This window comes from Streptomyces sp. NPDC048623 (assembly GCF_040650755.1).
Classification (GTDB): domain Bacteria; phylum Actinomycetota; class Actinomycetes; order Streptomycetales; family Streptomycetaceae; genus Streptomyces.
The window spans coordinates 194,518-214,707 of the sequence record NZ_JBEZHV010000008.1 but is presented as its reverse complement, the minus strand read 5'-3'; the positions used below and the strand labels follow the sequence as shown (position 1 = coordinate 214,707).

Genomic DNA, 20,190 nt, shown 5'->3' with positions numbered 1-20,190 from the left:
CGTGTCCCACCGCCCCCGTACACCGTGGGAAACGCCGGGGCGGCTGCCAGCAGTCTGCGCGGGATCCCGGGCGGCCGCCCGGGCTGGCGTACGAACGGGTGACCCTTGCCCGGTACGGGGCAGGCACCAGACCGCACGGCCCGTCCGCCCCCGGTCCGCCGGGCGGGTCCCTAGGGCGTGCGGCGGGTGCCTCGGCCGGAGGTGCGGGCGCCGGTGCTGCCGGAGGCCGTCCGTCGGCCGGATCCGCGGCCGGCGCCGCCGGAGGCGGCACGGGGCGTCGTGCCGTCCCCGGCCCGGCGGTCCGACCGGCGCTCGGCGCTGCGGCCGCCCGAGCCCGCGGTACCGGCCTTGGGCCTGCCGACCCCGGCGCGGCGGGCCGAGTCGCGCTCGCCGTTCGACGAGGACCGGCCGGTGCCCTCCGCCCCGGAGCCGGTCCGGCGGTTCGCGTCGCCCCGGTTCCTCGTGCCGGGGGCGGTGCCCGTCGCCGCTCCGCCACCGCCGCCCCGGCGGCGCCGGCCGGAGCGCGCACCGCCGGCCGCCGCCGGCGGCGTCGGCTGGGCGACCTCGATGATGACGGGAACGCCGGAAGGCTCGCGCGCGCCGGTGAGGGTCGCCAGCTCCGCGTCGGTGGACCTGACGCGGGCCGTCCTGGGGCGGATGCCCGCGTGGGACATGAGCCGGGTGACGTCCCGCTTCTGGTCGGGCAGGACCAGCGTGACCACGCTGCCGGTGCCGCCGGCGCGGGCCGTCCGGCCGCCGCGGTGCAGGTAGTCCTTGTGGTCCATGGGCGGATCGACGTTCACGACCAGGTCGAGGTCGTCGATGTGGATGCCGCGGGCCGCGACGTTCGTCGCCACGAGCGCGGTGATGTGACCGCTCTTGAACTGGTCCAGGGTGCGGGTCCGCTGCGGCTGGCTGCGGCCGCCGTGCAGGGCCGCGGCACGGACACCGACGGAGAGCAGCCGCTTGGCGAGCCGGTCGGCGGACCTCTTGGTGTCGAGGAACAGGATGACCCGGCCGTCACGGGCCGCGATGCGCGTGGTGACGGCCTTCTTGTCGGTCTCGTCCAGGACGTGGAGCACGTGGTGCTCCATGGTGGCCACCGCTCCCGCGGACGGGTCCACGGAGTGCACAACGGGGTCGCTCAGGAACCGCTTCACCAGGCGGTCGATGTTGGCGTCCAGGGTGGCCGAGAAGAGCATGCGCTGCCCGTCCGGCCGCACCTGCTGGATCAGCTTGGTGACCTGCGGGAGGAAGCCCATGTCGGTCATCTGGTCGGCTTCGTCGAGCACCGTGACGCGTACGTCGTCGAGCACGCAGTCCCCGCGCTCCACGAGGTCGTTGAGCCGTCCGGGACTCGCCACGAGCACCTCGGCGCCGCGCCGCAGCGCGGCGGCCTGCCGGGTGAGGGACAGCCCGCCGACCACGGTGGTCAGCCGGAGGTTCACCGCCGTGGCGTAGGGCGTCAGCGCCTCCGTCACCTGCTGGGCGAGTTCACGCGTGGGGACGAGCACGAGGGCGAGCGGCGCCTTGGGCTCGGCCCGCAGGCCCGCGGTACGGGCGAGCAGCGCGAGACCGAACGCGAGGGTCTTGCCGGAGCCGGTGCGTCCGCGGCCCAGCACGTCACGGCCGGCCAGCGAGTTGGGCAGCGTGGCGGCCTGGATGGGGAAGGGGGTGGTGACACCCTGCGCGACGAGGGTCTTCAGGAGACCTGCGGGCATGTCCATACCGGCGAAGTCCTCGACGGCGGGAAGCGCGGGCGTCGTGGATTCCGGCAGCCGGAACTCCCTCGGTGACGCGGGGGCCGGGGACGGCGACGAGGCGCGCCGGTTCGACTTCTGGGGCCTACGGGACATGCGGTGGTCTGCCTTCCTGGCTACTGCACAGCACAAACCGGGGTCCGCACCCTGACGGTGCCGACCCCGGTGAGCGGATTCGCGTGTGGCGATCAGGCGGGAACGATGTTCTCCGCCTGCGGGCCCTTCTGGCCCTGCGTCACGTCGAAGGAGACCCGCTGGCCCTCCTGGAGCTCACGGAAGCCCTGGGTGGCGATGTTCGAGTAGTGGGCGAAGACGTCCGGGCCGCCACCGTCCTGCTCGATGAAGCCGAAGCCCTTCTCCGAGTTGAACCACTTCACGGTTCCCTGCGCCATGATCTTCTCCTTCTGTAGGCAGAGGCCCCATCCGGAGATGCCGGAAAACAAAATATGCGCCTGAAGGAGAAGTAGTCCCGTCAGACGCACACAGGTTCATGGGTACCGCAACTGCAACTAATTCACTGTAGCACGGGCCGGGCACCGGCGGGCGAAGGCCGAGCGAAGGCCGAGCGAAGGGCGAGGGAAGGGCGAGGGAAAGCCGACCGGGGCGGGCTCGGCGACGGGACGCACACGACACCGCCCGATGGGGCCGTTCGGCCCCTACTCCCCGTGCGGCGGAGCGGGTTGACTGCCTGTCAGGGGCTTCGGCCACCGAGGCTCCGTCATCCCGGGCCGAAGGCCCTCACCCCGCACGGGCGGCCGGTACGGTCGCGCCTGGCCGGCCAGACACCCAGCCGGGCGCCCGGCCGCCCGGGCGGGGAGACAAGGGCCGAACGGGGCGGTCCGGATCCCGGTCGGCCCTGGTGCGGGAGGCCGGGGAGTGCTTCCCTGGAAGGTGAGGAAGGGCCCGCCTGGACGCGGAGAAGCGGCCGGGAGCCGTGCACCGCGCGATCAGGATCCGCGAGAAGTGGATGGGCCCTCCCTCCCGTCGTGTCCCCGGCGCCGCGCCGCCCCGCTCCACCCCTCCCGTACCGGCCTCGCCGTGCCGGCCTCCCCGCACCACCTCGTCGTCCGCTCGGCCGCGCAGGGGCCGGGCAGACCCCGATCGGGACCGAACGGCCCCTCCTGGCCCGCCCCGCTCCCGTGCGAGCGTGAAAGCGTCCCCCCGGGGCACACGGCTGAGGAGGAGCCATGAAGAGCGACATCCCCGTCCGGCCGGAGCTCGGCAACATCGTCGTGGGCGTCGACGGATCGCCTTCGGCACGTACGGCCGCGCTCTGGGCCGCCGCCGAGGCGGACCGCCGGGGCCGCCCGCTGCACCTCGTCCACGCCGCCGACACCGACCGGCGCATCGTCTTCAGCGACGCGGAGACGATCCAGTCCGTACGGGAAGCGGGCCGCGAGCTGCTCGCCGACACCGCGCACGCCATCCGGGAACGCTTCCCCGACCTCACCGTCACCACCGAACTCGGCCGCCAGGAGCCGGTCGCCGGCCTGAAGTCCGCCGCCGGGCACCGCGGCACGATCGTCGTCGGCAACCGGGGCCTCGGCGGATTCTCCGCCCTCATGCTCGGCTCGGTCGGCCTGGGCGTGGCGGCCCGCGCCGACGTGCCCGTGATCGTCGTACGCGGGGAGAGCGAGCGCCCCGACACCGGTACCGTCACCGCGGCCGTGCACGGCCCCGCCGACCTCGGCTGGCTGCTGCTCGCCGCCGCGGAGGCCGACGCCCGCAAGGCGTCCCTGCGGCTGGTGAGCGTATGGAACCTCTTCAAGCACGTCGGCAGCGTCGCGACCATGCTGGACGACCTCGACGGGATCGCCCGGCAGCGCGTGCGCGAGACCAAGGAACTCGCCGACCGGATCCGGCAGGTCTACCCCGACCTGATCGTCGGCCACCACGTGGAGACCGGCACCAGCGTCCCCGGCATCCTGATCGAGGAGAGCACCCGCTCCGACCTGCTCGTGATGGGCCGCAGCCGGGGCCCGCTCGGCCGGAGCACGTCCCTGGGACGCGTCGCCCACGCCGTCATCCACCACGCCCACTGCCCCGTCGAGATCGTCCCGCCCGCCTTCGTGAGCCCCGACGAGCCCGAGAAGCCCGCCACGCCCGGCCGGCCCGAGGCGCCCGCCACCCCGTGAGCGCCGTCCCTTGAACGACGTGAGGGGGGTCCACCGGGGGAGACTGGGCGTATGGGCGAGCGGCACGCCATCGAGCTGAGCGGCCTGTCGAAGCGCTACGGACCGGTCGTCGGGATCGAGTCGCTGTCCCTGGCGGTCGACGCCGGAGAGGTCTTCGGCTTCCTCGGGCCCAACGGCGCCGGGAAGACGACGACACTGCGCTGCCTGGCCGGGCTGCTCAGGCCCACCGCGGGCAGCGCGCGGGTGCTCGGGCTCGACCCGGTCGCCGACCACGCCCGCCTGGCGCCGGAGCTCGGCTATCTCCCCGGTGAGCTGCGGCTCTATCCGGAGCTCACGGGCGCGCAGACCCTCGACCTGCTCGCCGCCCTCCAGCAGGCCCCTTCACCCCGCCGCGGCGAACTGTGCGCGCGGCTCGACCTCTCCGAGCGGGACCTGCGGCGGCCCGTCCTCGGCTACTCACGGGGCATGAAGCAGAAACTGGGGCTCGTCCAGGCCCTCCAGCACGATCCGCGGCTCGTGGTGCTCGACGAACCGACCGAGGGACTCGACCCGCTCGTCCAGGAGACCTTCTACGAGCTGATGGCCGAGGCACCGGCCGCCGGGCGCACGGTGCTGCTGTCCAGCCACGTCCTGCCCGAGGTGCAGCGGGCCTGCGGGCGGGTCGCCATCGTCCGCGAGGGCCGGCTCGTCACCGTCGAGCGGGTCTCCGCGCTGCGCGAGGCCCGGGCCCGCCGGATCCGGGTCACGCTCGCGCCCACGGCACCCGGCGGCGGCCCCCGGAGCCTCGGGGCCGCGGACCGCTGGCGGCCGCGCTGGCAGGGCGACCGGGCCGAACTCCTCGTACCGCCCGGCGACCTCACGGACACCCTGCGCGAACTGCTGCACTCGCTCCCCGTCACCGACATCACCGTGGAGGAGGCCGGGCTCGACGAGGCGTTCCTCGACCTCTACCGGGGCGGCGACCCGCCCCGTACGCACGGGGAAGAGGGGGAAGAGGGAGGAGACGGGGAGGGGGAGGAGCCGTGAACGCGCGGCTGCCACTGCTGTGGCTGGCCCTGCACCGCAGACGCCGGATGCTCACCGCCCTGCTCCTCGGCATGGTGGCCTTCGAGACGCTCATCATCGTGGTCACGAACACGATCCCGCCCGGGCAGCTGTTCTCGGCCGGAACCGGGGGACAGCCACCGTCGGCGTACCGGGCGTTCAGCGGCTCCAGCGGCGACGTGTCGATCGCCAGCTACCCCGGGCTGCTCGGCGCCGGACTCTCCCATCCCTTCTGGATCGCCCTCCAGCTGACCGTGATCGGCTCGCTCGCCGCGGCGGCCGTCGCCGCCGACGTCGAGGCCGGCACGATCGAACTCGTCATGGTCCGGCCGGTCACCCGCACCCGGCTGCTCACGGAGCGCGCCGCCGCCCTCCTCCTCGCCTCGGCCGCGCTCACCGCCGCCGCCACCCTGACGATCGCGGCCGGAGTGGCGCTGTCGCCGGAGATCCACGCGGACGTGGGCCTCGGCGGTGTCTTCGCCGCCGGGCTCATGGGCTACGGCTTCACCCTCAGCGTGACCGGACCGGCGCTCGCGGTGTCCGCCGCCGGACGCCGACGGGCCCAGGTCCTCGGCGCGGTCGTCGCGATCGGCGCGGTCGGGTTCGCCGTCAACTTCATCGCCCTCGCCTGGGAGCCCGCCGCGCCGCTGCGCTTCCTCAGCCCGTTCCACTACTACACGCCGGGCGACGCCCTCGCGCAGGGCGCCGTCCTCTGGGCGCGCCTGGCCGTCCTGGTGGGCGTGGGCGCGGCCGGTTTCCTCCTGGCCCATCTGCTGCTCCGCCGCCGCGACCTCGCGCCCTGACCCGAGGCCTCGCGCCCGGACCGGAGAGCGGCCGTCACCACAGCGGATCGTCGACGCCGCGCGCGGGGAGTGTCGTGAGGCGGGCGCCGTCCTCGTCGGGGACCGACAGACGGTCCACGACGGTCACGACGCCGTCCGTCCGTTCCGCGAGGTCCACGAGCAGCCGGGCGCGGCTGCGGCTCCGGATGCGCCCGTCGAGCGTCACCACCCCGTCCAGGACGTGCACGTCCACCGCGTCCTCGGGCATGGCCAGGGCATGCGTCACGATCTCGTCCTGGATGCGGCGCCGGATCTCCGGGTCGGGGCGGAGGAAGACCCGCAGCAGATCGCGACGGGTCACGATCCCCACGAGGCGCTCCTCCTCGTCGACGACGGGCAGGCGTTCCACGCCCCGGCGGACCATGAGCCGTGCCGCGTCGGCCGCCGGCTCCTCCGCGTGGACGGTGATGACCGGTGTGGTCATCAGATCGACGGCGGTCAGCTCGCGGCGGGCGAGCAGATCGCTCTCGGAGACGACTCCGACCACGTGGTCGTCCTCGTCGACGACGGGAAGCCCGGTGATGTCGTGCTCGGCGAGCTGCTTCGCCACCTCCCGGAACGACGTCGCGGGGACCGCGGAGACGACGTGGGCGGTCATCAGATCGGCGACCTTCAGATGCTTCATCGCCACGCCTCCTCGTTCGCGCGTCCGGACGGTGGAGGTCCGCCCGTACCCCCACCGTCCGCCGCGCGCCACCGGCCCGCGAGGGCCGAACGGTCCCCACCACCCGGACCGACAGGGCCCGCCCGGGCGGCGATCGGGACCGTGGTCAGGCCCCCTCGTCGCCCATCGGCAGCCAGAGCGTGAAGCAGGTCCGTCCGGGGCGGCTGGTGACCGTCGCCCGGCCGTGGTGGGCGCGGGTCACGGCGTCCACGATGGCGAGACCGAGGCCGGTCGAACCAGTCGCGCGGGAGCGGGAGGTGTCGCCCCGGGTGAAGCGGTGGAAGACACCGGGCAGCAGGTCGGCGGGGATGCCGGGGCCGTCGTCGGTGACGGTGAGGGTGATGCCCTCAGAGTCGTCAGAGGCGGCGCCGCCGGCCGTGAGCGCGACCGTGACACGGGTCCCGGCCGGGGTGTGGCGGCCGGCGTTCGCCAGCAGGTTGGTGAGGACCTGGTGGAGACGGTCGGCGTCGCCGGTGACCTCGACGGGCTCCTCCGGAAGGTCCAGCTCCCAGTGGTGGTCCGGGTGCCGGGCGGTGGCGTCGGCGACCGTGTCGAGGACGACACGGGTCAGGTCCACCGGGTCCCGGCGCAGGCTCCGGCCCGCGTCGAGGCGGGCGAGCAGCAGCAGTTCGTCCACCAGGAGGCTCATCCGGCGGGACTCGGCGTCGATGCGTTCGAGGGCGTGCCGTACGTCGCCGGGCAGGGTGTCGCCGTGGCTGCGCAGGGCGAGTTCGGCCCGGGCCCGTACGGTGGCCACGGGGGTGCGCAGTTCGTGCCCGGCGTCGGCGGCGAAGGTGCGCAGGCGTTCCTCGACGACATGGCGCCGGTCGAGCGCGTCGCCGACGTGCCCGAGCATCCGGTTGAACGCACCGGTCAGCCGCCCCACCTCGGACTCCGGCACGGCACTGGGCAGCGGGGCCGGCATGGCGACCTGGTCGGTGGCCAGCGGCAGCCGGGTGACCTCGTCGGCGGTGGCGGCCAGCCGTTCCAGGGGGCGCAGGGAGAGGCGGATCCAGACGGCGGCCGTCACCCCGGCCGCGGTGAGGACGAGCGCGAACACGACCGTCTCCACGGCCGCGAGCCGTTCCACCGTCTCCTCGACGGGATGCAGCGGCAGCCCCGTCACCAGCAGGTCGCCGTCGTCACCGGTCCAGGCGGCCACCCGGTACGTGCCGAGGGAGGCCAGGCGTACGGTGCGGGGCCGGGCGTCCGGGGACAGGGCGGCGAGCGCCCGCGCGTCGTCGGCCGTCAGCGGCACCGTGACGTCGCTGGTGCCGCGCACCACGGCGGCCTGCTCGACCCGGCCGTCGAGGAGCCGGGCGCCGAAGGTTCCGTCGGCCTGGCCCCGGGTGTCGCCCAGGTTGTCGGCGTCCGGCCGTTCCTCGTGCTCCAGGCTGACCGCGAACCGCCCGCCGCCCGCCGCGATCTGCTGGTCGAGCCGGCTGACGAGGAAGCTGCGCAGTGCGAACACGGTGACCAGGCCGACGGTGACGCAGGCGAGGGCGAGGAGGACGACAAGCCCGGCGGTGAGCCTGCCGCGCAGCGAGCGCGGCAGCCGGGGGCGTACGCGGGAGGGCCGGGGCCGGGGTGCCTCGGGGGTCATCGGCGCTCGGGGCGCAGCACGTAACCGGCCCCGCGCACCGTGTGGATGAGCGGGGAGCGGCCGGCGTCGATCTTCTTGCGTAGGTAGCTGATGTACAGCTCGACGACATGGGCGCGGCCGCCGAAGTCGTAACGCCAGACATGGTCGAGGATCTGCCGCTTGGACAGGACACGGCGGGGATTGTGCAGGAGGTAGCGCAGCAGCTCGAACTCGGTGGGGGAGAGGTCGACCGGCACGCCGCCCCGGGTGACCTCGCGGCCCTCCTCGTCCATCACGAGGTCGCCGAGGACCAGACGCGGACCGGCGCCCTGCCCGCCGTCGGCGAGCCCGGCACGGCGCAGCAGCCCCCGCAGCCGGACCAGGACCTCTTCGAGGCTGAAGGGCTTGGTGACGTAGTCGTCGGCGCCCGCGCTGATGCCGGCGATGCGGTCCTCGACGGCGTCGCGCGCGGTGAGGAACAGCACGCACACCTCGGGGCGGGCCGCGCGCAGCCGGGCCAGCACCTGCGGGCCGTCACGGTCCGGCAGCATCCAGTCGAGGACCACCGCGTCGGGCCCGAACTCCTCGGCGACGGCGCCCGCCTCGGCGGCCGTGGCCGCCGTGCGGACCTCCCAGCCCTCGGCGTGGAGGGCGGCGGCGAGCACCTCGGTGAGGTCGGTCTCGTCGTCGACGACGAGCACCCGGGGCCGGGTGCCGTCGGGGCGGCGCTGTACCGCCGTACGCATCGATGGGCTCGTGGTGCTCGGGTTCATGGTCCTTCCAGGATGCCGGACGACCCGGGCCGCCGATCGCCGGGCGTCCCTCTGAGTTTCCTCTGAACCGGTGCGCGGCGCCGACCCGCGCGCCGGGCGGCACGCCGCCGGGTCCGGGCCGGTCCGGCGGCGGTCCGGCGGCAGTCCGGCGGCCCCGCGCGGACCCCGTTCAGAGGATCTTCACAGGATCGCGGACCACAGTGAGTGAGGGCCTGTCCGGCCATGATCCGCCGGACACGCCCCAGGCCCGGCGACCGCCGGGCGCCACCGGACCCGGGACGAGGGAGCGCACGTGATCACGGAAGTCGCGCGGACCGAGCGGCGGGGCGCCCGCCGTCGCCGATCCGGCCGCACCGCCGGATCGGCCACCGCCGTGGCGGTCGCGCTCCAGGCGCTGATCGGGGCCGGGGCGGCGGCGGTGCTCGCCCTGTGGTGGGCCGACACCACCTCGGTCGTCGGTCCGGCCGGCTGGTTCACCGGCGCGGGCCGGATCACCGGCCTGCTCGCGGGGTACGCCTGCGCGGTTCTGGTCATCCTGATGGCGCGGGTGCCGTTCCTCGACCGCACGGTGGGCACCGACCGGCTGGCCCGCTGGCACGCCGCGGCCGGGCGCTACACCATCGCCCTGACCCTCGCCCACGCGGTCCTGATCATCGAGGGCTACGCCCTGACCGTCCGGACGGACCCGGTCAGCGAGGGCGTCCAGGTGATCATGCACTACCCGGACATGCTCAAGGCGACCGCCGCGCTGCTCCTCCTGCTCCTGACGGCGGTGGTGTCGGCGCGTGCGGCCCGGCGCCGGCTCAGCCACGAGACCTGGTACCACCTGCATCTGCTCACGTACGCCGCGGTCTTCCTCGGCTTCGGCCACCAGCTCGCGGCCGGCGCGAACCTCGACCGCCCGGCCGTCCAGGCCGCCTGGTACGCGCTGTACGTGGGTGCCGCCGCGCTGATCGTGTGGTTCCGGCTGCTCGTGCCGCTCCGCCTGTACCGGCGGCACCGGCTGACGGTCGCCGGAGTCCGGCCGGAGGGCCCGGGCGTCGTGTCGGTCCTGGTCACGGGCGAGCACCTGGACGAGCTCACCGTACGGCCCGGGCAGTTCCTCCGCTGGCGGTTCCTGGTCCCCGGGCTGTGGTGGACGGCGGCCCCGTACTCGGTGTCCGCCGTCGCCGACGGGACGAGTCTGCGCATCACGGTGAAGGCGGTCGGCGGCCACAGCGCGGCCGTCGCCGCGCTCCGCCCCGGCACCCGGGTGTGGGCCGAGGGGCCGTACGGCGCGCTCACCGCGGACCGGGCGGCGGGACGGCCCGCGCTGCTGCTCGCGGCCGGGGTGGGCATCACACCGATGCGGGTGCTGTTCGAGACGCTCCCGGAGGACCCCGTGCTGATCCATTGGGCCCGGCGGCCCGAGGATCTGGTGCTGCGGCACGAGCTCGACGCGATCGCGGCCCGGCGCGGCGCACGCGTGTACTACTCCGTGAGCGATCCGGCGGGCTACCGGCTCCCGCTCGACGCCCGGACCCTGCACGGCCTGGTTCCGGACCTCGCGCGCCGCGCCTGCTATCTGTGCGGGCCGCCCGGCTGGACGGCGGCGGCCGAGAAGGCGCTGCGCGAGGCGGGGGTGCCGGCCCGGCGCATCCACCACGAGTTCTTCACCTTCTGACGCCGCCGCGCCCGATGCCCGTACTCACTCCCCGTTCTCACTCACAGACGACCGACACCCCGAGGGGGCCCGTGATGCGCCGCATGCTGCTCTCCGTCGCCGCGACGGCGGCCGGAATCTGCGCGCTGCTCGCGCTCAAGCCGCACCAGCCCGCCGTCCCGTCCCTCTCCGCCGCCCCGACCGGACCCAGCTCGTCCGGCACCGGCAGCGGCAGCGGCACCGGCTCCGGCACCACGCCCCGGACGCCGGCCTCGGGGACGTACACCGGAGACACCATCGACACGCGGTACGGGCCCGTGCAGGTCCAGGTCACGCTCAGCGGCGGCCGGCTCACCGGCGTCACCGTGCTCCAGGTGCCGTCGGAGAACGGACGCGACCGCGAGATCGCCGGATACGCCGTACCCGTGCTCACCAGCGAGGCGCTCACCGCGCAGAGCGCCCGGATCGACACCGTGTCGGGGGCCACGTACACCAGCGAGGGCTATATGCGGTCCCTGCAGAGCGCTCTGGACCGGGCCGCCAGTGCCTGAGCCGTGGCGGCACGCCGAGCCGGTGATGGGCACCGTGGTGTCGTTCACCCTGCGGCACCCGCCGACACCCGCCCTGCGCGGAGCGCTGGCCGGGGCCGTGGCGCTGCTGCACGAGGCCGACCGGGTGTACTCGCCCTTCCTGCCCGACAGCGCGGTCAGCCGGATGCGGCGCGGCGAGCTGGGCCGCGCGGACGCCCCGCCGGAGGTGCGGCACGTCCTCGACCTGTGCGAGCGCGCGCACAGCCGTACCCGCGGCGCCTTCGACATCTGGGCGGACGGAAGGCCCGACCCGAGCGGGCTGGTGAAGGGCTGGGCCGCCGAGCGCGCCTGGCGCGTCCTGCGGGAGGCGGGCGCCGGAGACGTGTGCGTCAACGCCGGCGGAGACGTACGCGTCGGCGGCGCGCCCGGACCGGCGGGCCTCTGGCGCACCGGCATCGCCGACCCCCGGCGCCCGGGGCGGCTCCTCGCCGTCGTGGCGGGGCGCGACCACGCCATCGCCACCTCGGGTACGACGGAGCGCGGCGCCCACATCACCGACCCGCGCAGCAAGGCCCCCGCCACCGCCCTCCTGGCCGCGACCGTCACCGGCCCCGAACTGCTCTGGGCCGACGTGTACGCGACGGCGGCGATGGTCCTGGGCGCCACGGAGGCCCACCGCTGGATCACCGCCCACCCGGGCTACGCACTGCTCACCGTGACCCCCGACGGCGAGGCACGCGCCTCGCGGGACTTCCCCTTCGCGCCGCCGCCGTAGGCCCGTTCGTCTCGTATGTCCCGTTCGTCGGATCGGTGGGCGGCCGGTAGCGTGGTCGGACGGCGGGGCGAGACGCCCTGTCGGCGCAACCGAAGGACGGACGGACCCTCTCTGGTGCCTTCCCGCGATCCCGACGACGCCGAGCCGCCCGTGGTACGCGACCACGGCGGCGCGGACGCTGTGTCGCGGCGCCGGTGGCGCGGGCCGATCGGCACCTGGCCGGCCGTGGTCCTCGTGGTCGCCGTACTCGTCGCGGCCAATCTGCTGCTGCATCAGTGGACCGGCGCGCTGCGCCTGGTGGCGGCCGCCGCGGTCAGTGCCCTGCTGCTCGGCGTGCTCCGCTGGGCGGGCGGCACCCTGGCGGACGCCGGCCTGGGCCGCGGGACCCTGGCGCGCGGTGGCCGGTGGGCGCTGGCCCTCATGGGTCTGGTGGGGGTCGTCTATCTCGCCGGAGCGCTGCTTCCGGCCACCCGCTCGCTGTTCGAGGACCGGCGGTACGAGGGGATGGGCGGGTGGGACCTGGCGGCGCGGGTGCTCGTGGTGGTCCCGGTCGGCACCGTCCTGGTGGAGGAGATCGCCTTCCGCGGAGTGCTCTACGGGCTGGTGCGCCGGGAACGTGGGGAGGTCTGGGCGACGACGGTGTCGAGTCTGCTGTTCGGCCTGTGGCACGTACTGCCGTCGCTGCACCTGGCCACCGCGAAACCCGCGCTGACCTCGGTCTTCGGCGAGTCCACGGTCGGCTCCGTGCTGGCGATCGTGTCGGCCGTGCTCTTCACGGGGGCCGGGGGCGTGCTGTTCTGCGAACTGCGGCGCCGCAGCGGCAGTCTCCTCGCGCCCATGGGCCTGCACTGGGCGGTCAACGCGTTCGGATACGTCGCCGGGTTCCTGCTGCGGTGAGTCCGGGGCCCGGGGCAGTCAGTGCTCCGGCGGTTCGATGACCACGCGCAGCCGCTCCAGGTCCTGCGGAGTGAAGCCGGACGGCCGCATGACCGTGTTCCAGCCGTCGACGTACGCGGCCTTGTAGGTGTGACCGTGGCCGTCCGGGACGCCCGTGGAGAACGGCAGGTCGGCGGTGACCTGCCAGAAGGTCACGAAGGGGATCCAGACCATCGCGTCGAGCACGTCCCCGCCGGGCGCCTCGCCGATCCAGTCGGGCTCGGTGAGCGCCAGCTGCGGGCTCCACCAGACGATCGGGTCGGACGGGTGCATGAGGTAGAGCACCCGCGGGCCGTTCCACGGCGCGTCCTGGGGCGGGATCCCGGCGGTCGGCTCGTCGGTGAAGCGGACGGTGCGCCCGTCCTTGTAGACGGGCTCGATCTCCGGACTGCCCGGATCGCGGTCGTCACTGAACTCGCGGAACAGCGTGTTGAAGTTCGGCGGACCGGCGAACAGGGTGCCGGCGGTGCGGTTGCGCAGGTCGGCCTCGCCGCTGAAGGCCGTCTCGCCGCCGAACGACCCCAGGCTCTCGCCCGCCACGAACAGCCGCGGACGCTTGTCCTGGGGGAGCTTGGACCAGACGTCGTAGACCGCGTCGAAGAGATCGCGGCCGGCCGCGCGGGCCTTGGACTGGTCCACGAGGTACGACAGCCACGACGGCAGGTACGAGTACTGCATCGCCACGGTGGCGGAGTCGCCGTCGCCCAGGTACTCGAACGAGTCGACGGCGGCGGGATCGACCCAGCCGCTTCCCGTGGTCGTCATCACGAGCAGGTTCGCCCGCTCGAAGCCACCGGCCCGCTGGAGGTCCGCGACGGCCCGCTCCGCGCGCGACTCCGTGTCCTCGGCGGTCTCCAGACCGGCGTAGGCCCGGACCGGCTCCTGGGCCGGCCGGTGGGTGAACGCGCCGATCTGCTCGGCCGACGGACCGCTGCCGGTGAAGGCCCTGCCCTGGCGGCCCAGCGTGTCCCAGGGCACCAGCGAGCCCGGTCCGCCGGAGCGCAGCGCGGACGTGGGCTGGTGCACGCCTTCCGGCGTCTCCGTGTCGCGCACCGAGAACGCCGCGTTGGCCGCGCTCACGAAGCCGGAGAGCAGCACCCCGCTGACGACGGACCAGGCCAGGCCCGCCACCACGACCCAGCCGACCACGCGCGCCGCGCGCGGGCCGATCCAGCGGCGCAGGAGCCGGGCGGCCCCGTGGTACAGACGCCGCAGCCCCCTTCCCGTCAGCAGCAGCAGAAGGAAGACGAGCGCGGCCACGAACGGGCAGGCCACCGCCGCCAGGACGTTGTAGTCGGTGACCCCCATGAGCCGGCGGATCTCGTACTGCCAGTACTGGCCGAGCCCGAACGACACGCCGAACAGCACGATCGCGCCGACGACCAGGACCTGCCACGACCTGCGTGACGCGGTCCGTGCCTCCCGGTCGGCGAACGCGCGCCCCACGTAGGCCGCGGTGACGCCGAGCCCGTACCCGATGGCCGCGCTGATGCCGGCGATGAGCCCCTGGAGGACCCCGCCGCGTGGCAGCAGCGACGGGGTGAAGGAGAGACAGGCGAGCAGGAGCGCGCCCCAGCAGCCGGGGAGCGTGAGCCGGAGCGACCGACGGCGCCTCCCGGAATCCGGGGCCGGTGTGGCAGGGGCCGGCGTGTCCGGGGCCGGCTCGGCGCCGTCGGGCCCCGTGTCGGCCGGGACCGGCGGTTTCTCGCCGTCCGGCGGTGCGTTGTCCGGCGAGTCGTGCGCGTCAGGAGCCATGGCGTTCCTCCCGGGCCATGGTCCCAGGGGCCCGCCCGGGGTGCCACCCGGGCGGCCCGCACCGGAGGCGTCAGTGACGCGACGGGCCGGTGATCCCGGGGGCGTCGGCGAGGGCGGCGCGGGCCGCCTCCTCGGCCACGGCGCGGTCCTCCGGCACCAGGCCGATGCGGGTGCGCCGGTCGAGGAGGTCGGCGGTGTCGAGGGCGCCTTCGTGGCGCACGGCCCACAGCAGTTCGGCGCCGGTGACCGGATGGCCGGGCACGACGGGCTCGGCCAGCGCGGGGTCCGCGAGCCCGAGCGCGTGTACGGCGGCGGCCTCGGTGCCGTAACGGCGCAGGAGACGGGACGGGACGTCGAGCCCGGCGAGGACCTGCGGCCGGGCCGCGCCGACGAGCGGGACGGACGCGGTGCGGCACGGGCCGGCGGTCAGACCGCGGCCGGCCACGGCGGCGTCGACGGCGTCCTGGGCCATGCGGCGATAGGTGGTGAGCTTGCCGCCGACGACTGTGACGACGCCGTCGGGCGAGGTGAGCACGGCGTGCTTGCGCGAGATGTCGGCGGTGCGGCCGCCCGCGTCCCGGGTGTCGAGCAGGGGACGCAGTCCGGCGAAGGCCCCGACCACGTCGGAGCGCCGCAGGCCGGCGTCGAGCGCGGAACCGAGGACGTCGAGGAGGAAGCCGATGTCCGTCTCGGGGACGTCCGGGACGTCGGGGATGTCGCCGTCGACGGGCTCGTCGGTGAGGCCGACGTACACCCGCCCGTCGCCCTGGGGCAGGACCAGGACGAAGCGGTTGGTCTCGCCGGGGATCGGGATGTGCAGCCCGGCGGAGAGGCTGCCGAGGGCCTCGGAGCGCAGGACCAGATGGGTGCCGCGCGAGGGCCGGAGGCGTACGTCGTCGACCAGGCCGCCCGCCCACACCCCGGCCGCGTTGATCACGGCGCGGGCGCGGACGCGCAGCTCCTGGCCGGTGGTCTCGTCGCGCAGGAGCGCGCCGTCGCCGTGGAGTTCGAGGGCGCGGGTACGGGTGAGGACGCGGGCGCCGTGGGCCGCCGCGGTACGGGCGATCGCGGTCACCAGGCGCGCGTCGTCGGACAGCTGCCCGTCCCAGGACAGCAGCCCGCCGCGCAGCCCCGTGGCGCGCAGGGCCGGTGCGAGATGCCGGGTCTCGACGGCGGACAGGGTGCGCGGCCCGGGCAGCGTGCGGCGCGAGGTGCGGGCCGACACGCGCAGCAGGTCACCGGCGAGGAAGCCGGAGCGGGCCAGGGCGGCCTGGCCGCGGCTGACGAGGGGGGTCAGGGGGAGTACGAAGGGCTGGGCGCGCACCAGGTGGGGGGCGGTGCGCTCCATGAGGATGCCGCGTTCGACGGCGCTCTCGTGGGCGACGTCGAGCTGTCCGGACGCGAGGTAGCGCAGGCCGCCGTGGATGAGCTTGGAGCTCCAGCGGGAGGTGCCGAAGGCGAGGTCGTGGGCGTCGACCGCGACGACGTCGAGCCCGCGGGTGGCCGCGTCGAGCGCGACTCCGGCGCCGGTGGCGCCGAGTCCGACGACGAGGACGTCCACGACGCCGTCGGTGCCGTCGGCACCCTCGGCGAGCCGGTCCAGTTCGCGCCGGCGGCGCGCGGCGTCGAGCGAGGAGCCGGGCAGGGCGGTGCTGCTCGTCGGGTTCATGGGACTCATGGCGTGAGGGTCCTCTCAAGGAGGGTGCGCAGCTCTTCGAGGAAGGCGGCTTCGCTCAGTTGGGGATCGTTCTCGTCGGCCATGGTGCGCATCGAGAGCGTGAAGGACTGGACGACGAGCAGCAGGGACCGGGCCTGCAGGTCGGGGTGGACGCGGCGTACGGAACCGTCCTCGTGGCCTTCGTCCAGCGCTGTGACGAGCAGTCCGAGCAGGGCGTCCTGGCTGGCGCCCCGCCGGTCGAGGACGTACGGCAGCAGCAGTTCGGGGTCGACGTCGAGGATCTTCTGGAACAGCGGATGGGACCGGAACGCGGCGACTCCCGCCACCAGGCCCTCGACGATCCGGGCCCGTTCCGGCAGGTCGTCGTCGGAGGGCGGCATGGCACCGGCGGCGACGGCGATCCATTCACGGGTCATCAGGTCGCCGACGAGGGTCCGCACGTCGGGCCAGCGCCGGTACAGCGTCATCCGGGACACGCCGGCCCGCCGTGCGACGTCGGTGAGGGTGGTTCGCCGTACGCCGACGGCGAGCACGCAGTCCCGTGCCGCGTCGAGCACGGGATCTGCGTCCGCATGGTTGTGACGAATGGGCGTCATCTGTCACAGTGTAATGCCAGTACGGGCCGAGCGGCAGCGCACGTCCCCGAACAGACCGTGAACAGCAGCCTGAACAGCCGCTGGAACAGCACCGTGAGGACCTTCGAAGTGGACATGTTGTGGAGCGGCTGGGGCGACCCGGCCAAGGCGGCCCCGCTGCCCGAGTCGGTGACCGGCCTGCTGCGGGACCTGCTCGGCGTGACCCCGCGCGAGAGCGGCCCGGCGGACCTGGACGCGATCGAGGTCCCCGCCCCGGCGCTGACCGACGAGGCCCGTGCCGCCCTGCGCGCCGCCGTCGCCGCCGAGGACGCCCTGCGCGACGACGCCGAGAGCCGCATCCGGCACACCCGCGGCAAGTCCACTCCCGACCTGCTGCGCATCCGTGCCGGCGAGGTCGACGACATCCCCGCCGCCGTCCTGCTCCCCGCCGGGCACGACGAGGTCCTCGCCGTCCTGCGCGCCTGTGCCGCGCACGGCCTGTCCGCCGTCCCCTTCGGCGGAGGCACCTCCGTCGTCGGCGGCCTCAAGCCCGAGACCAAGCGCCCCTTCGTCGCGCTCGACCTGCGCCGGCTCGACCAGCTCCTCGCGGTCGACGAGGTCTCCCGCACGGCCACGCTCCAGCCCGGACTGCGCGGACCGCAGTGCGAGGCACTGCTCAACGCGCGGGGCTGGACGCTCGGACACTTCCCGCAGTCGTTCGAGTGGGCCTCCGTCGGCGGCTTCGCCGCCGCCCGCTCCAGCGGCCAGGCCTCCTCCGGATACGGCCGCTTCGACGAGATGGTCCTCGCCCTCACCGTCGCCACCCCCGAGGGCACCCTGGAGACCGGCCGCGCCCCGCGCTCGGCCGCGGGACCCGACCTGCGCCAGCTGATCCTCGGCTCCGAGGGCGCCCTCGGCGTGATCACCGCCGTGACCGTGCGCATCCGCCCCCTGCCGAGCAAGCGCGTCTACGAGGGCTGGCGCTTCGCCTCCTTCGAGGCCGGCGCCGCGGCCCTGCGCCGCCTCGCCCAGGACGGCCCCCGGCCCACCGTGCTCCGTCTGTCCGACGAGAGCGAGACCTTCGTCGGCCTCGCCCAGCCCGACGCCATCGGCAGCAGCGAACTCCCGCAGAACCCGGGCTGCATGGCCGTCGTCGGTTTCGAGGGCACCGAGGAGGAGACCGCGGTCCGCCGCGCCCTCGCCCGCGAGGTCCTCCTCGCCTGCGACGGCGAGTACCTCGGCGAGGAGCCCGGCGACCGCTGGGAGCACGGCCGCTACAACGCCCCCTACCTGCGCGACGCGCTGCTCGACGCCGGCGCCTTCGCCGAGACCCTGGAGACGGCGGCCTTCTGGTCCGCGATCCCCGGGCTGTACGCGGCGGTGCGCGACGCGCTGACCGCCGCCCTCACCGAGGCCGGCACGCCGCCGCTCGTCATGTGCCACATCTCGCACACGTACGAGAACGGCGCCTCGCTCTACTTCACCGTCGTCTCGGCGCAGGGCGAGGACCCGGTGGCGCACTGGGAGCCGGTGAAGCGGGCCGCCAACGACGCGATCCTGGCGGCCGGCGGCACCATCAGCCACCATCACGGTGTCGGCACCGACCACCGCGACTGGTACGCCCGCGAGATCGGCCCGCTCGGCATCCGTATGCTCCAGGCGGTCAAGGCCGAGGTCGACCCGTCCGGCGTCCTCAGCCCCGGTGTCCTCATCCCCGTCCGCTGACCCCCCGTCCGCTGGACCCGCCCGTGATCCCCGCTTCTGCCGACCCCTACTCCTGCCGTCCGGAGGCATGCTCCATGCGACAGTTCACCGCCGTCGTCAACCCCACCGCAGGGGGTTCCAGCGGCACGGCGGGCCTGCTCCCGCTCGCCCGGCTGCTGCGGGAGGCCGGCGCCGGGCTCGACACCGTCTACAGCCGCAGCCTGGCGCACGCCCAGGAGCTCGCCCTGGACGCCGGGGCGCGCGGGCACGTCGTGCTCGCCGTCGGCGGTGACGGCATGGCGGGCTGTGTCGGCGGCGCGCTCAGCGGCACGGACATCGTGTTCGGCCTGGTGCCGGCCGGGCGGGGCAACGACTTCGCCCGCGCCCTGGAGCTGCCCACCGATGCCCCGGCGCTCGCCCGGGTGCTTCTGGAAGGCACGCCCCGGGCCGTCGACACCATCGAGGTGGAGTCGGCCGTGCACGCGAAGACCTGCGTCCTGGGCAGCGTGTACGCGGGTGTCGACGCGGTCGCCAACCGCCACGCCAACGCCTCACGGCTGCTGCGCGGCGCGGCCTCGTACTACGCCGGCGGCTTCCGGGCGGTCGCCGCCTGGCGGCCCGCCGCGTACCGGCTCACGATCGACGGGGTACGGCACGAGCGCCGCGGCTACACGGTGGTCGCGGCGAACTCGGGCTTCTACGGCTTCGGGCGGAAGGTCGCGCCGGGCGCCCGGGTGGACGACGGGCTCCTGGACGTCGTGGTGATCAACGAAGCCCCGAAACGTCTCTTCTTCGCCATGATGAACGAGCTGAAGACGGGCGCACACCTGGCCCGCCCCCAGGTCGAGATCCTGCGCGGCAAGGAGATCCGCATCGAGGCCGACCGCCCGCTGCCGTACGGCGCGGACGGCGAGGTCGACGCGACCCTGCCGGTGACGCTCAGGGTGCGGCCCGCGGCCCTGAACGTCCTGGCATGAGGCGGCGTCCGGTCAGCCGAGGAGCCGGCGCTTCTGCTCCTCGAACTCGGCGTCCGTGAGCACCCCCTGGGCCTTGAGCTCACCCAGCTGCTTCAGTTGGTCGAGCTTGACGTCCATGCTGTCGGGCGGCGGGGCGGAGGCGTACTGCGGAGGGGGCGCCTGCTGAGGGGGCGGGGCGGCCTGGGGGGCCTGCGCCGCCCAGCGTCCCGCCTGCCGGCGGGACACCCGGTTGGACACGGCGGTCGCCGTACCGGCGACGACCGCGGTGCGGGCCACTCCACGAAGAAGACCTGGCATCACGAGGTCCTTTCTGTCATCAGGTGGTCAGGACTCCGACTCGGCGGCTTCGAGCGAGGCGAGGACGGCCTGTACGGGCAGCCTGCCGGAGGCCACCAGCTGGGCCCCGCCCCGCCGCAGCGCGGCGGCGAACGGCCCGGCCCACACGTTCTCGTAGATCAGCAGACCGGCGGCGTTGCCCGGCTCGATGGCGGCGGCGGCCTCCTCCAGGTCGTCCTGCCCCAGCAGGCCGGACCGGGCGCCTTCGAAGACGGCGAGGTCCAGGGTGCCGTCACCGTCCAGGTCGGCGATCTCCAGAGCGGTCACCGTGCCGTCCTCGTCCTTCCTGATGAACGACAGGTCGAGGATCCGGATGATGCCTCGGTCCACCAGGTCGACAAGGAGCGGGAAGCCCTCGCCCGTCATGCGGTTGCCGGGGAACTCCACCACCACGTAGTCGATCGGGCCCATCTCGAAGAATTCGTCGTCGCTCACGGCATCCCTCCGGGGTCGGGTACCCCCACGTCGCCCATTCCAGCACC

19 protein-coding genes are annotated in these 20,190 nt (G+C 74.6%); 9 read left to right on the top strand and 10 right to left on the bottom strand.

Features of this window, described 5'->3' with window-relative positions; all coding sequences use genetic code 11:
- Positions 1 to 170: 170 nt before the first annotated feature.
- Both AB0C73_RS14780 and AB0C73_RS14775 read right to left on the bottom strand, forming a co-directional pair.
- The gene (locus AB0C73_RS14780; protein ID WP_362529153.1) at positions 171 to 1,856 is read right to left on the bottom strand and encodes a DEAD/DEAH box helicase; all 1,686 of its coding nucleotides are present in this window, start codon (positions 1,854 to 1,856) and stop codon (positions 171 to 173) included.
- Positions 1,857 to 1,948: 92 nt separating this feature from the next.
- Positions 1,949 to 2,152, bottom strand: coding sequence for a cold-shock protein (locus AB0C73_RS14775; RefSeq protein WP_007502648.1), 204 nt, complete (start codon positions 2,150 to 2,152; stop codon positions 1,949 to 1,951).
- A gap of 795 nt (positions 2,153 to 2,947) precedes the next feature.
- Between AB0C73_RS14775 and AB0C73_RS14770 the strand changes: the two genes are divergently transcribed.
- Genes AB0C73_RS14770 through AB0C73_RS14760 form a run of 3 tightly spaced genes read left to right on the top strand, consistent with a single transcriptional unit; the run spans position 2,948 to position 5,742 of the window.
- Positions 2,948 to 3,895 (top strand): universal stress protein, encoded by a 948-nt coding sequence (locus AB0C73_RS14770; RefSeq protein WP_362529150.1) that lies wholly within the window; start codon positions 2,948 to 2,950, stop codon positions 3,893 to 3,895.
- Positions 3,896 to 3,946: 51 nt separating this feature from the next.
- Positions 3,947 to 4,921, top strand: a complete 975-nt coding sequence (locus AB0C73_RS14765; RefSeq protein WP_362529147.1) for an ABC transporter ATP-binding protein — start codon at positions 3,947 to 3,949, stop codon at positions 4,919 to 4,921.
- Positions 4,918 to 5,742: an ABC transporter permease subunit gene (locus AB0C73_RS14760; protein WP_362529145.1), complete on the top strand. Its 825-nt coding sequence runs from the start codon at positions 4,918 to 4,920 to the stop codon at positions 5,740 to 5,742. The genes AB0C73_RS14765 and AB0C73_RS14760 overlap by 4 nt, the downstream gene beginning before the upstream one ends.
- A gap of 34 nt (positions 5,743 to 5,776) precedes the next feature.
- Here AB0C73_RS14760 and AB0C73_RS14755 read toward each other — a convergent pair whose 3' ends face one another.
- From AB0C73_RS14755 to AB0C73_RS14745, 3 genes are all read right to left on the bottom strand, one after another.
- The gene (locus AB0C73_RS14755) at positions 5,777 to 6,406 is read right to left on the bottom strand and encodes a CBS domain-containing protein (RefSeq protein WP_362529143.1); all 630 of its coding nucleotides are present in this window, start codon (positions 6,404 to 6,406) and stop codon (positions 5,777 to 5,779) included.
- Between the two features lie 145 nt (positions 6,407 to 6,551).
- Positions 6,552 to 8,048, bottom strand: coding sequence for a HAMP domain-containing sensor histidine kinase (locus AB0C73_RS14750; protein ID WP_362529141.1), 1,497 nt, complete (start codon positions 8,046 to 8,048; stop codon positions 6,552 to 6,554).
- Complete coding sequence (locus AB0C73_RS14745; protein ID WP_362529138.1) at positions 8,045 to 8,773, bottom strand: response regulator transcription factor; 729 nt, start codon at positions 8,771 to 8,773, stop codon at positions 8,045 to 8,047. The genes AB0C73_RS14750 and AB0C73_RS14745 overlap by 4 nt, the downstream gene beginning before the upstream one ends.
- Positions 8,774 to 9,092: 319 nt before the next feature.
- Here AB0C73_RS14745 and AB0C73_RS14740 point away from each other — a divergent pair, with 319 nt between their 5' ends.
- The 4 genes from AB0C73_RS14740 (at position 9,093) to AB0C73_RS14725 (ending at position 12,644) form a co-directional block, all read left to right on the top strand.
- Positions 9,093 to 10,463: a ferredoxin reductase family protein gene (locus AB0C73_RS14740; RefSeq protein ID WP_362529135.1), complete on the top strand. Its 1,371-nt coding sequence runs from the start codon at positions 9,093 to 9,095 to the stop codon at positions 10,461 to 10,463.
- A 74-nt stretch (positions 10,464 to 10,537) separates the two neighbouring features.
- A complete protein-coding gene (locus AB0C73_RS14735) occupies positions 10,538 to 10,993 on the top strand; it encodes an FMN-binding protein (protein WP_362529133.1) in 456 nt (151 codons plus the stop codon).
- Positions 10,986 to 11,747 carry an FAD:protein FMN transferase gene (locus AB0C73_RS14730; RefSeq protein ID WP_362529130.1) on the top strand — a complete coding sequence of 254 codons (762 nt, stop codon included), beginning with the start codon at positions 10,986 to 10,988 and terminating at the stop codon, positions 11,745 to 11,747. Before AB0C73_RS14735 ends, AB0C73_RS14730 begins: the two co-directional genes overlap by 8 nt.
- A 114-nt stretch (positions 11,748 to 11,861) precedes the next feature.
- Positions 11,862 to 12,644: a CPBP family intramembrane glutamic endopeptidase gene (locus AB0C73_RS14725; RefSeq protein ID WP_362529127.1), complete on the top strand. Its 783-nt coding sequence runs from the start codon at positions 11,862 to 11,864 to the stop codon at positions 12,642 to 12,644.
- 18 nt (positions 12,645 to 12,662) lie between these two features.
- Here the strand turns inward: AB0C73_RS14725 and AB0C73_RS14720 are convergent, their stop codons facing one another.
- The 3 genes from AB0C73_RS14720 to AB0C73_RS14710 form a co-directional block, all read right to left on the bottom strand.
- Positions 12,663 to 14,438 (bottom strand): alpha/beta hydrolase, encoded by a 1,776-nt coding sequence (locus AB0C73_RS14720; RefSeq protein ID WP_362529125.1) that lies wholly within the window; start codon positions 14,436 to 14,438, stop codon positions 12,663 to 12,665.
- A 70-nt stretch (positions 14,439 to 14,508) separates the two neighbouring features.
- The gene (locus AB0C73_RS14715) at positions 14,509 to 16,107 is read right to left on the bottom strand and encodes a glycerol-3-phosphate dehydrogenase/oxidase (protein WP_362529370.1); all 1,599 of its coding nucleotides are present in this window, start codon (positions 16,105 to 16,107) and stop codon (positions 14,509 to 14,511) included.
- Positions 16,108 to 16,112: 5 nt separating this feature from the next.
- Positions 16,113 to 16,712: a TetR/AcrR family transcriptional regulator gene (locus tag AB0C73_RS14710; RefSeq protein WP_362529122.1), complete on the bottom strand. Its 600-nt coding sequence runs from the start codon at positions 16,710 to 16,712 to the stop codon at positions 16,113 to 16,115.
- A gap of 108 nt (positions 16,713 to 16,820) precedes the next feature.
- On the opposite strand from AB0C73_RS14710, the gene AB0C73_RS14705 reads away from it, so the two are divergent.
- Positions 16,821 to 18,416 carry an FAD-binding oxidoreductase gene (locus AB0C73_RS14705; protein WP_362529367.1) on the top strand — a complete coding sequence of 532 codons (1,596 nt, stop codon included), beginning with the start codon at positions 16,821 to 16,823 and terminating at the stop codon, positions 18,414 to 18,416.
- A 74-nt stretch (positions 18,417 to 18,490) separates the two neighbouring features.
- A complete protein-coding gene (locus AB0C73_RS14700; protein ID WP_362529120.1) occupies positions 18,491 to 19,372 on the top strand; it encodes a diacylglycerol kinase family protein in 882 nt (293 codons plus the stop codon).
- A 12-nt stretch (positions 19,373 to 19,384) separates the two neighbouring features.
- On the opposite strand, the gene AB0C73_RS14695 is transcribed toward AB0C73_RS14700, so the two are convergent.
- Positions 19,385 to 19,669, bottom strand: coding sequence for an SHOCT domain-containing protein (locus AB0C73_RS14695; RefSeq protein ID WP_362529117.1), 285 nt, complete (start codon positions 19,667 to 19,669; stop codon positions 19,385 to 19,387).
- 27 nt (positions 19,670 to 19,696) lie between these two features.
- The gene (locus tag AB0C73_RS14690; RefSeq protein ID WP_362529366.1) at positions 19,697 to 20,119 is read right to left on the bottom strand and encodes a DUF6325 family protein; all 423 of its coding nucleotides are present in this window, start codon (positions 20,117 to 20,119) and stop codon (positions 19,697 to 19,699) included.
- Between the last annotated feature and the right edge of the window lie 71 nt (positions 20,120 to 20,190).

Coding starts and splice junctions, on each gene's coding strand:
- AB0C73_RS14780 (WP_362529153.1), bottom strand. CDS start 1,856: ATGTCCCGTAGGCCCCAGAAGTCGAACCGGCGCGCCTCGTCGCCGTCC.
- AB0C73_RS14775 (WP_007502648.1), bottom strand. CDS start 2,152: ATGGCGCAGGGAACCGTGAAGTGGTTCAACTCGGAGAAGGGCTTCGGC.
- AB0C73_RS14770 (WP_362529150.1), top strand. CDS start 2,948: ATGAAGAGCGACATCCCCGTCCGGCCGGAGCTCGGCAACATCGTCGTG.
- AB0C73_RS14765 (WP_362529147.1), top strand. CDS start 3,947: ATGGGCGAGCGGCACGCCATCGAGCTGAGCGGCCTGTCGAAGCGCTAC.
- AB0C73_RS14755 (WP_362529143.1), bottom strand. CDS start 6,406: ATGAAGCATCTGAAGGTCGCCGATCTGATGACCGCCCACGTCGTCTCC.
- AB0C73_RS14750 (WP_362529141.1), bottom strand. CDS start 8,048: ATGACCCCCGAGGCACCCCGGCCCCGGCCCTCCCGCGTACGCCCCCGG.
- AB0C73_RS14745 (WP_362529138.1), bottom strand. CDS start 8,773: ATGCGTACGGCGGTACAGCGCCGCCCCGACGGCACCCGGCCCCGGGTG.
- AB0C73_RS14735 (WP_362529133.1), top strand. CDS start 10,538: ATGCGCCGCATGCTGCTCTCCGTCGCCGCGACGGCGGCCGGAATCTGC.
- AB0C73_RS14720 (WP_362529125.1), bottom strand. CDS start 14,438: ATGGCTCCTGACGCGCACGACTCGCCGGACAACGCACCGCCGGACGGC.
- AB0C73_RS14715 (WP_362529370.1), bottom strand. CDS start 16,107: ATGAACCCGACGAGCAGCACCGCCCTGCCCGGCTCCTCGCTCGACGCC.
- AB0C73_RS14710 (WP_362529122.1), bottom strand. CDS start 16,712: ATGACGCCCATTCGTCACAACCATGCGGACGCAGATCCCGTGCTCGAC.
- AB0C73_RS14700 (WP_362529120.1), top strand. CDS start 18,491: ATGCGACAGTTCACCGCCGTCGTCAACCCCACCGCAGGGGGTTCCAGC.
- AB0C73_RS14695 (WP_362529117.1), bottom strand. CDS start 19,669: ATGCCAGGTCTTCTTCGTGGAGTGGCCCGCACCGCGGTCGTCGCCGGT.
- AB0C73_RS14690 (WP_362529366.1), bottom strand. CDS start 20,119: ATGGGCCCGATCGACTACGTGGTGGTGGAGTTCCCCGGCAACCGCATG.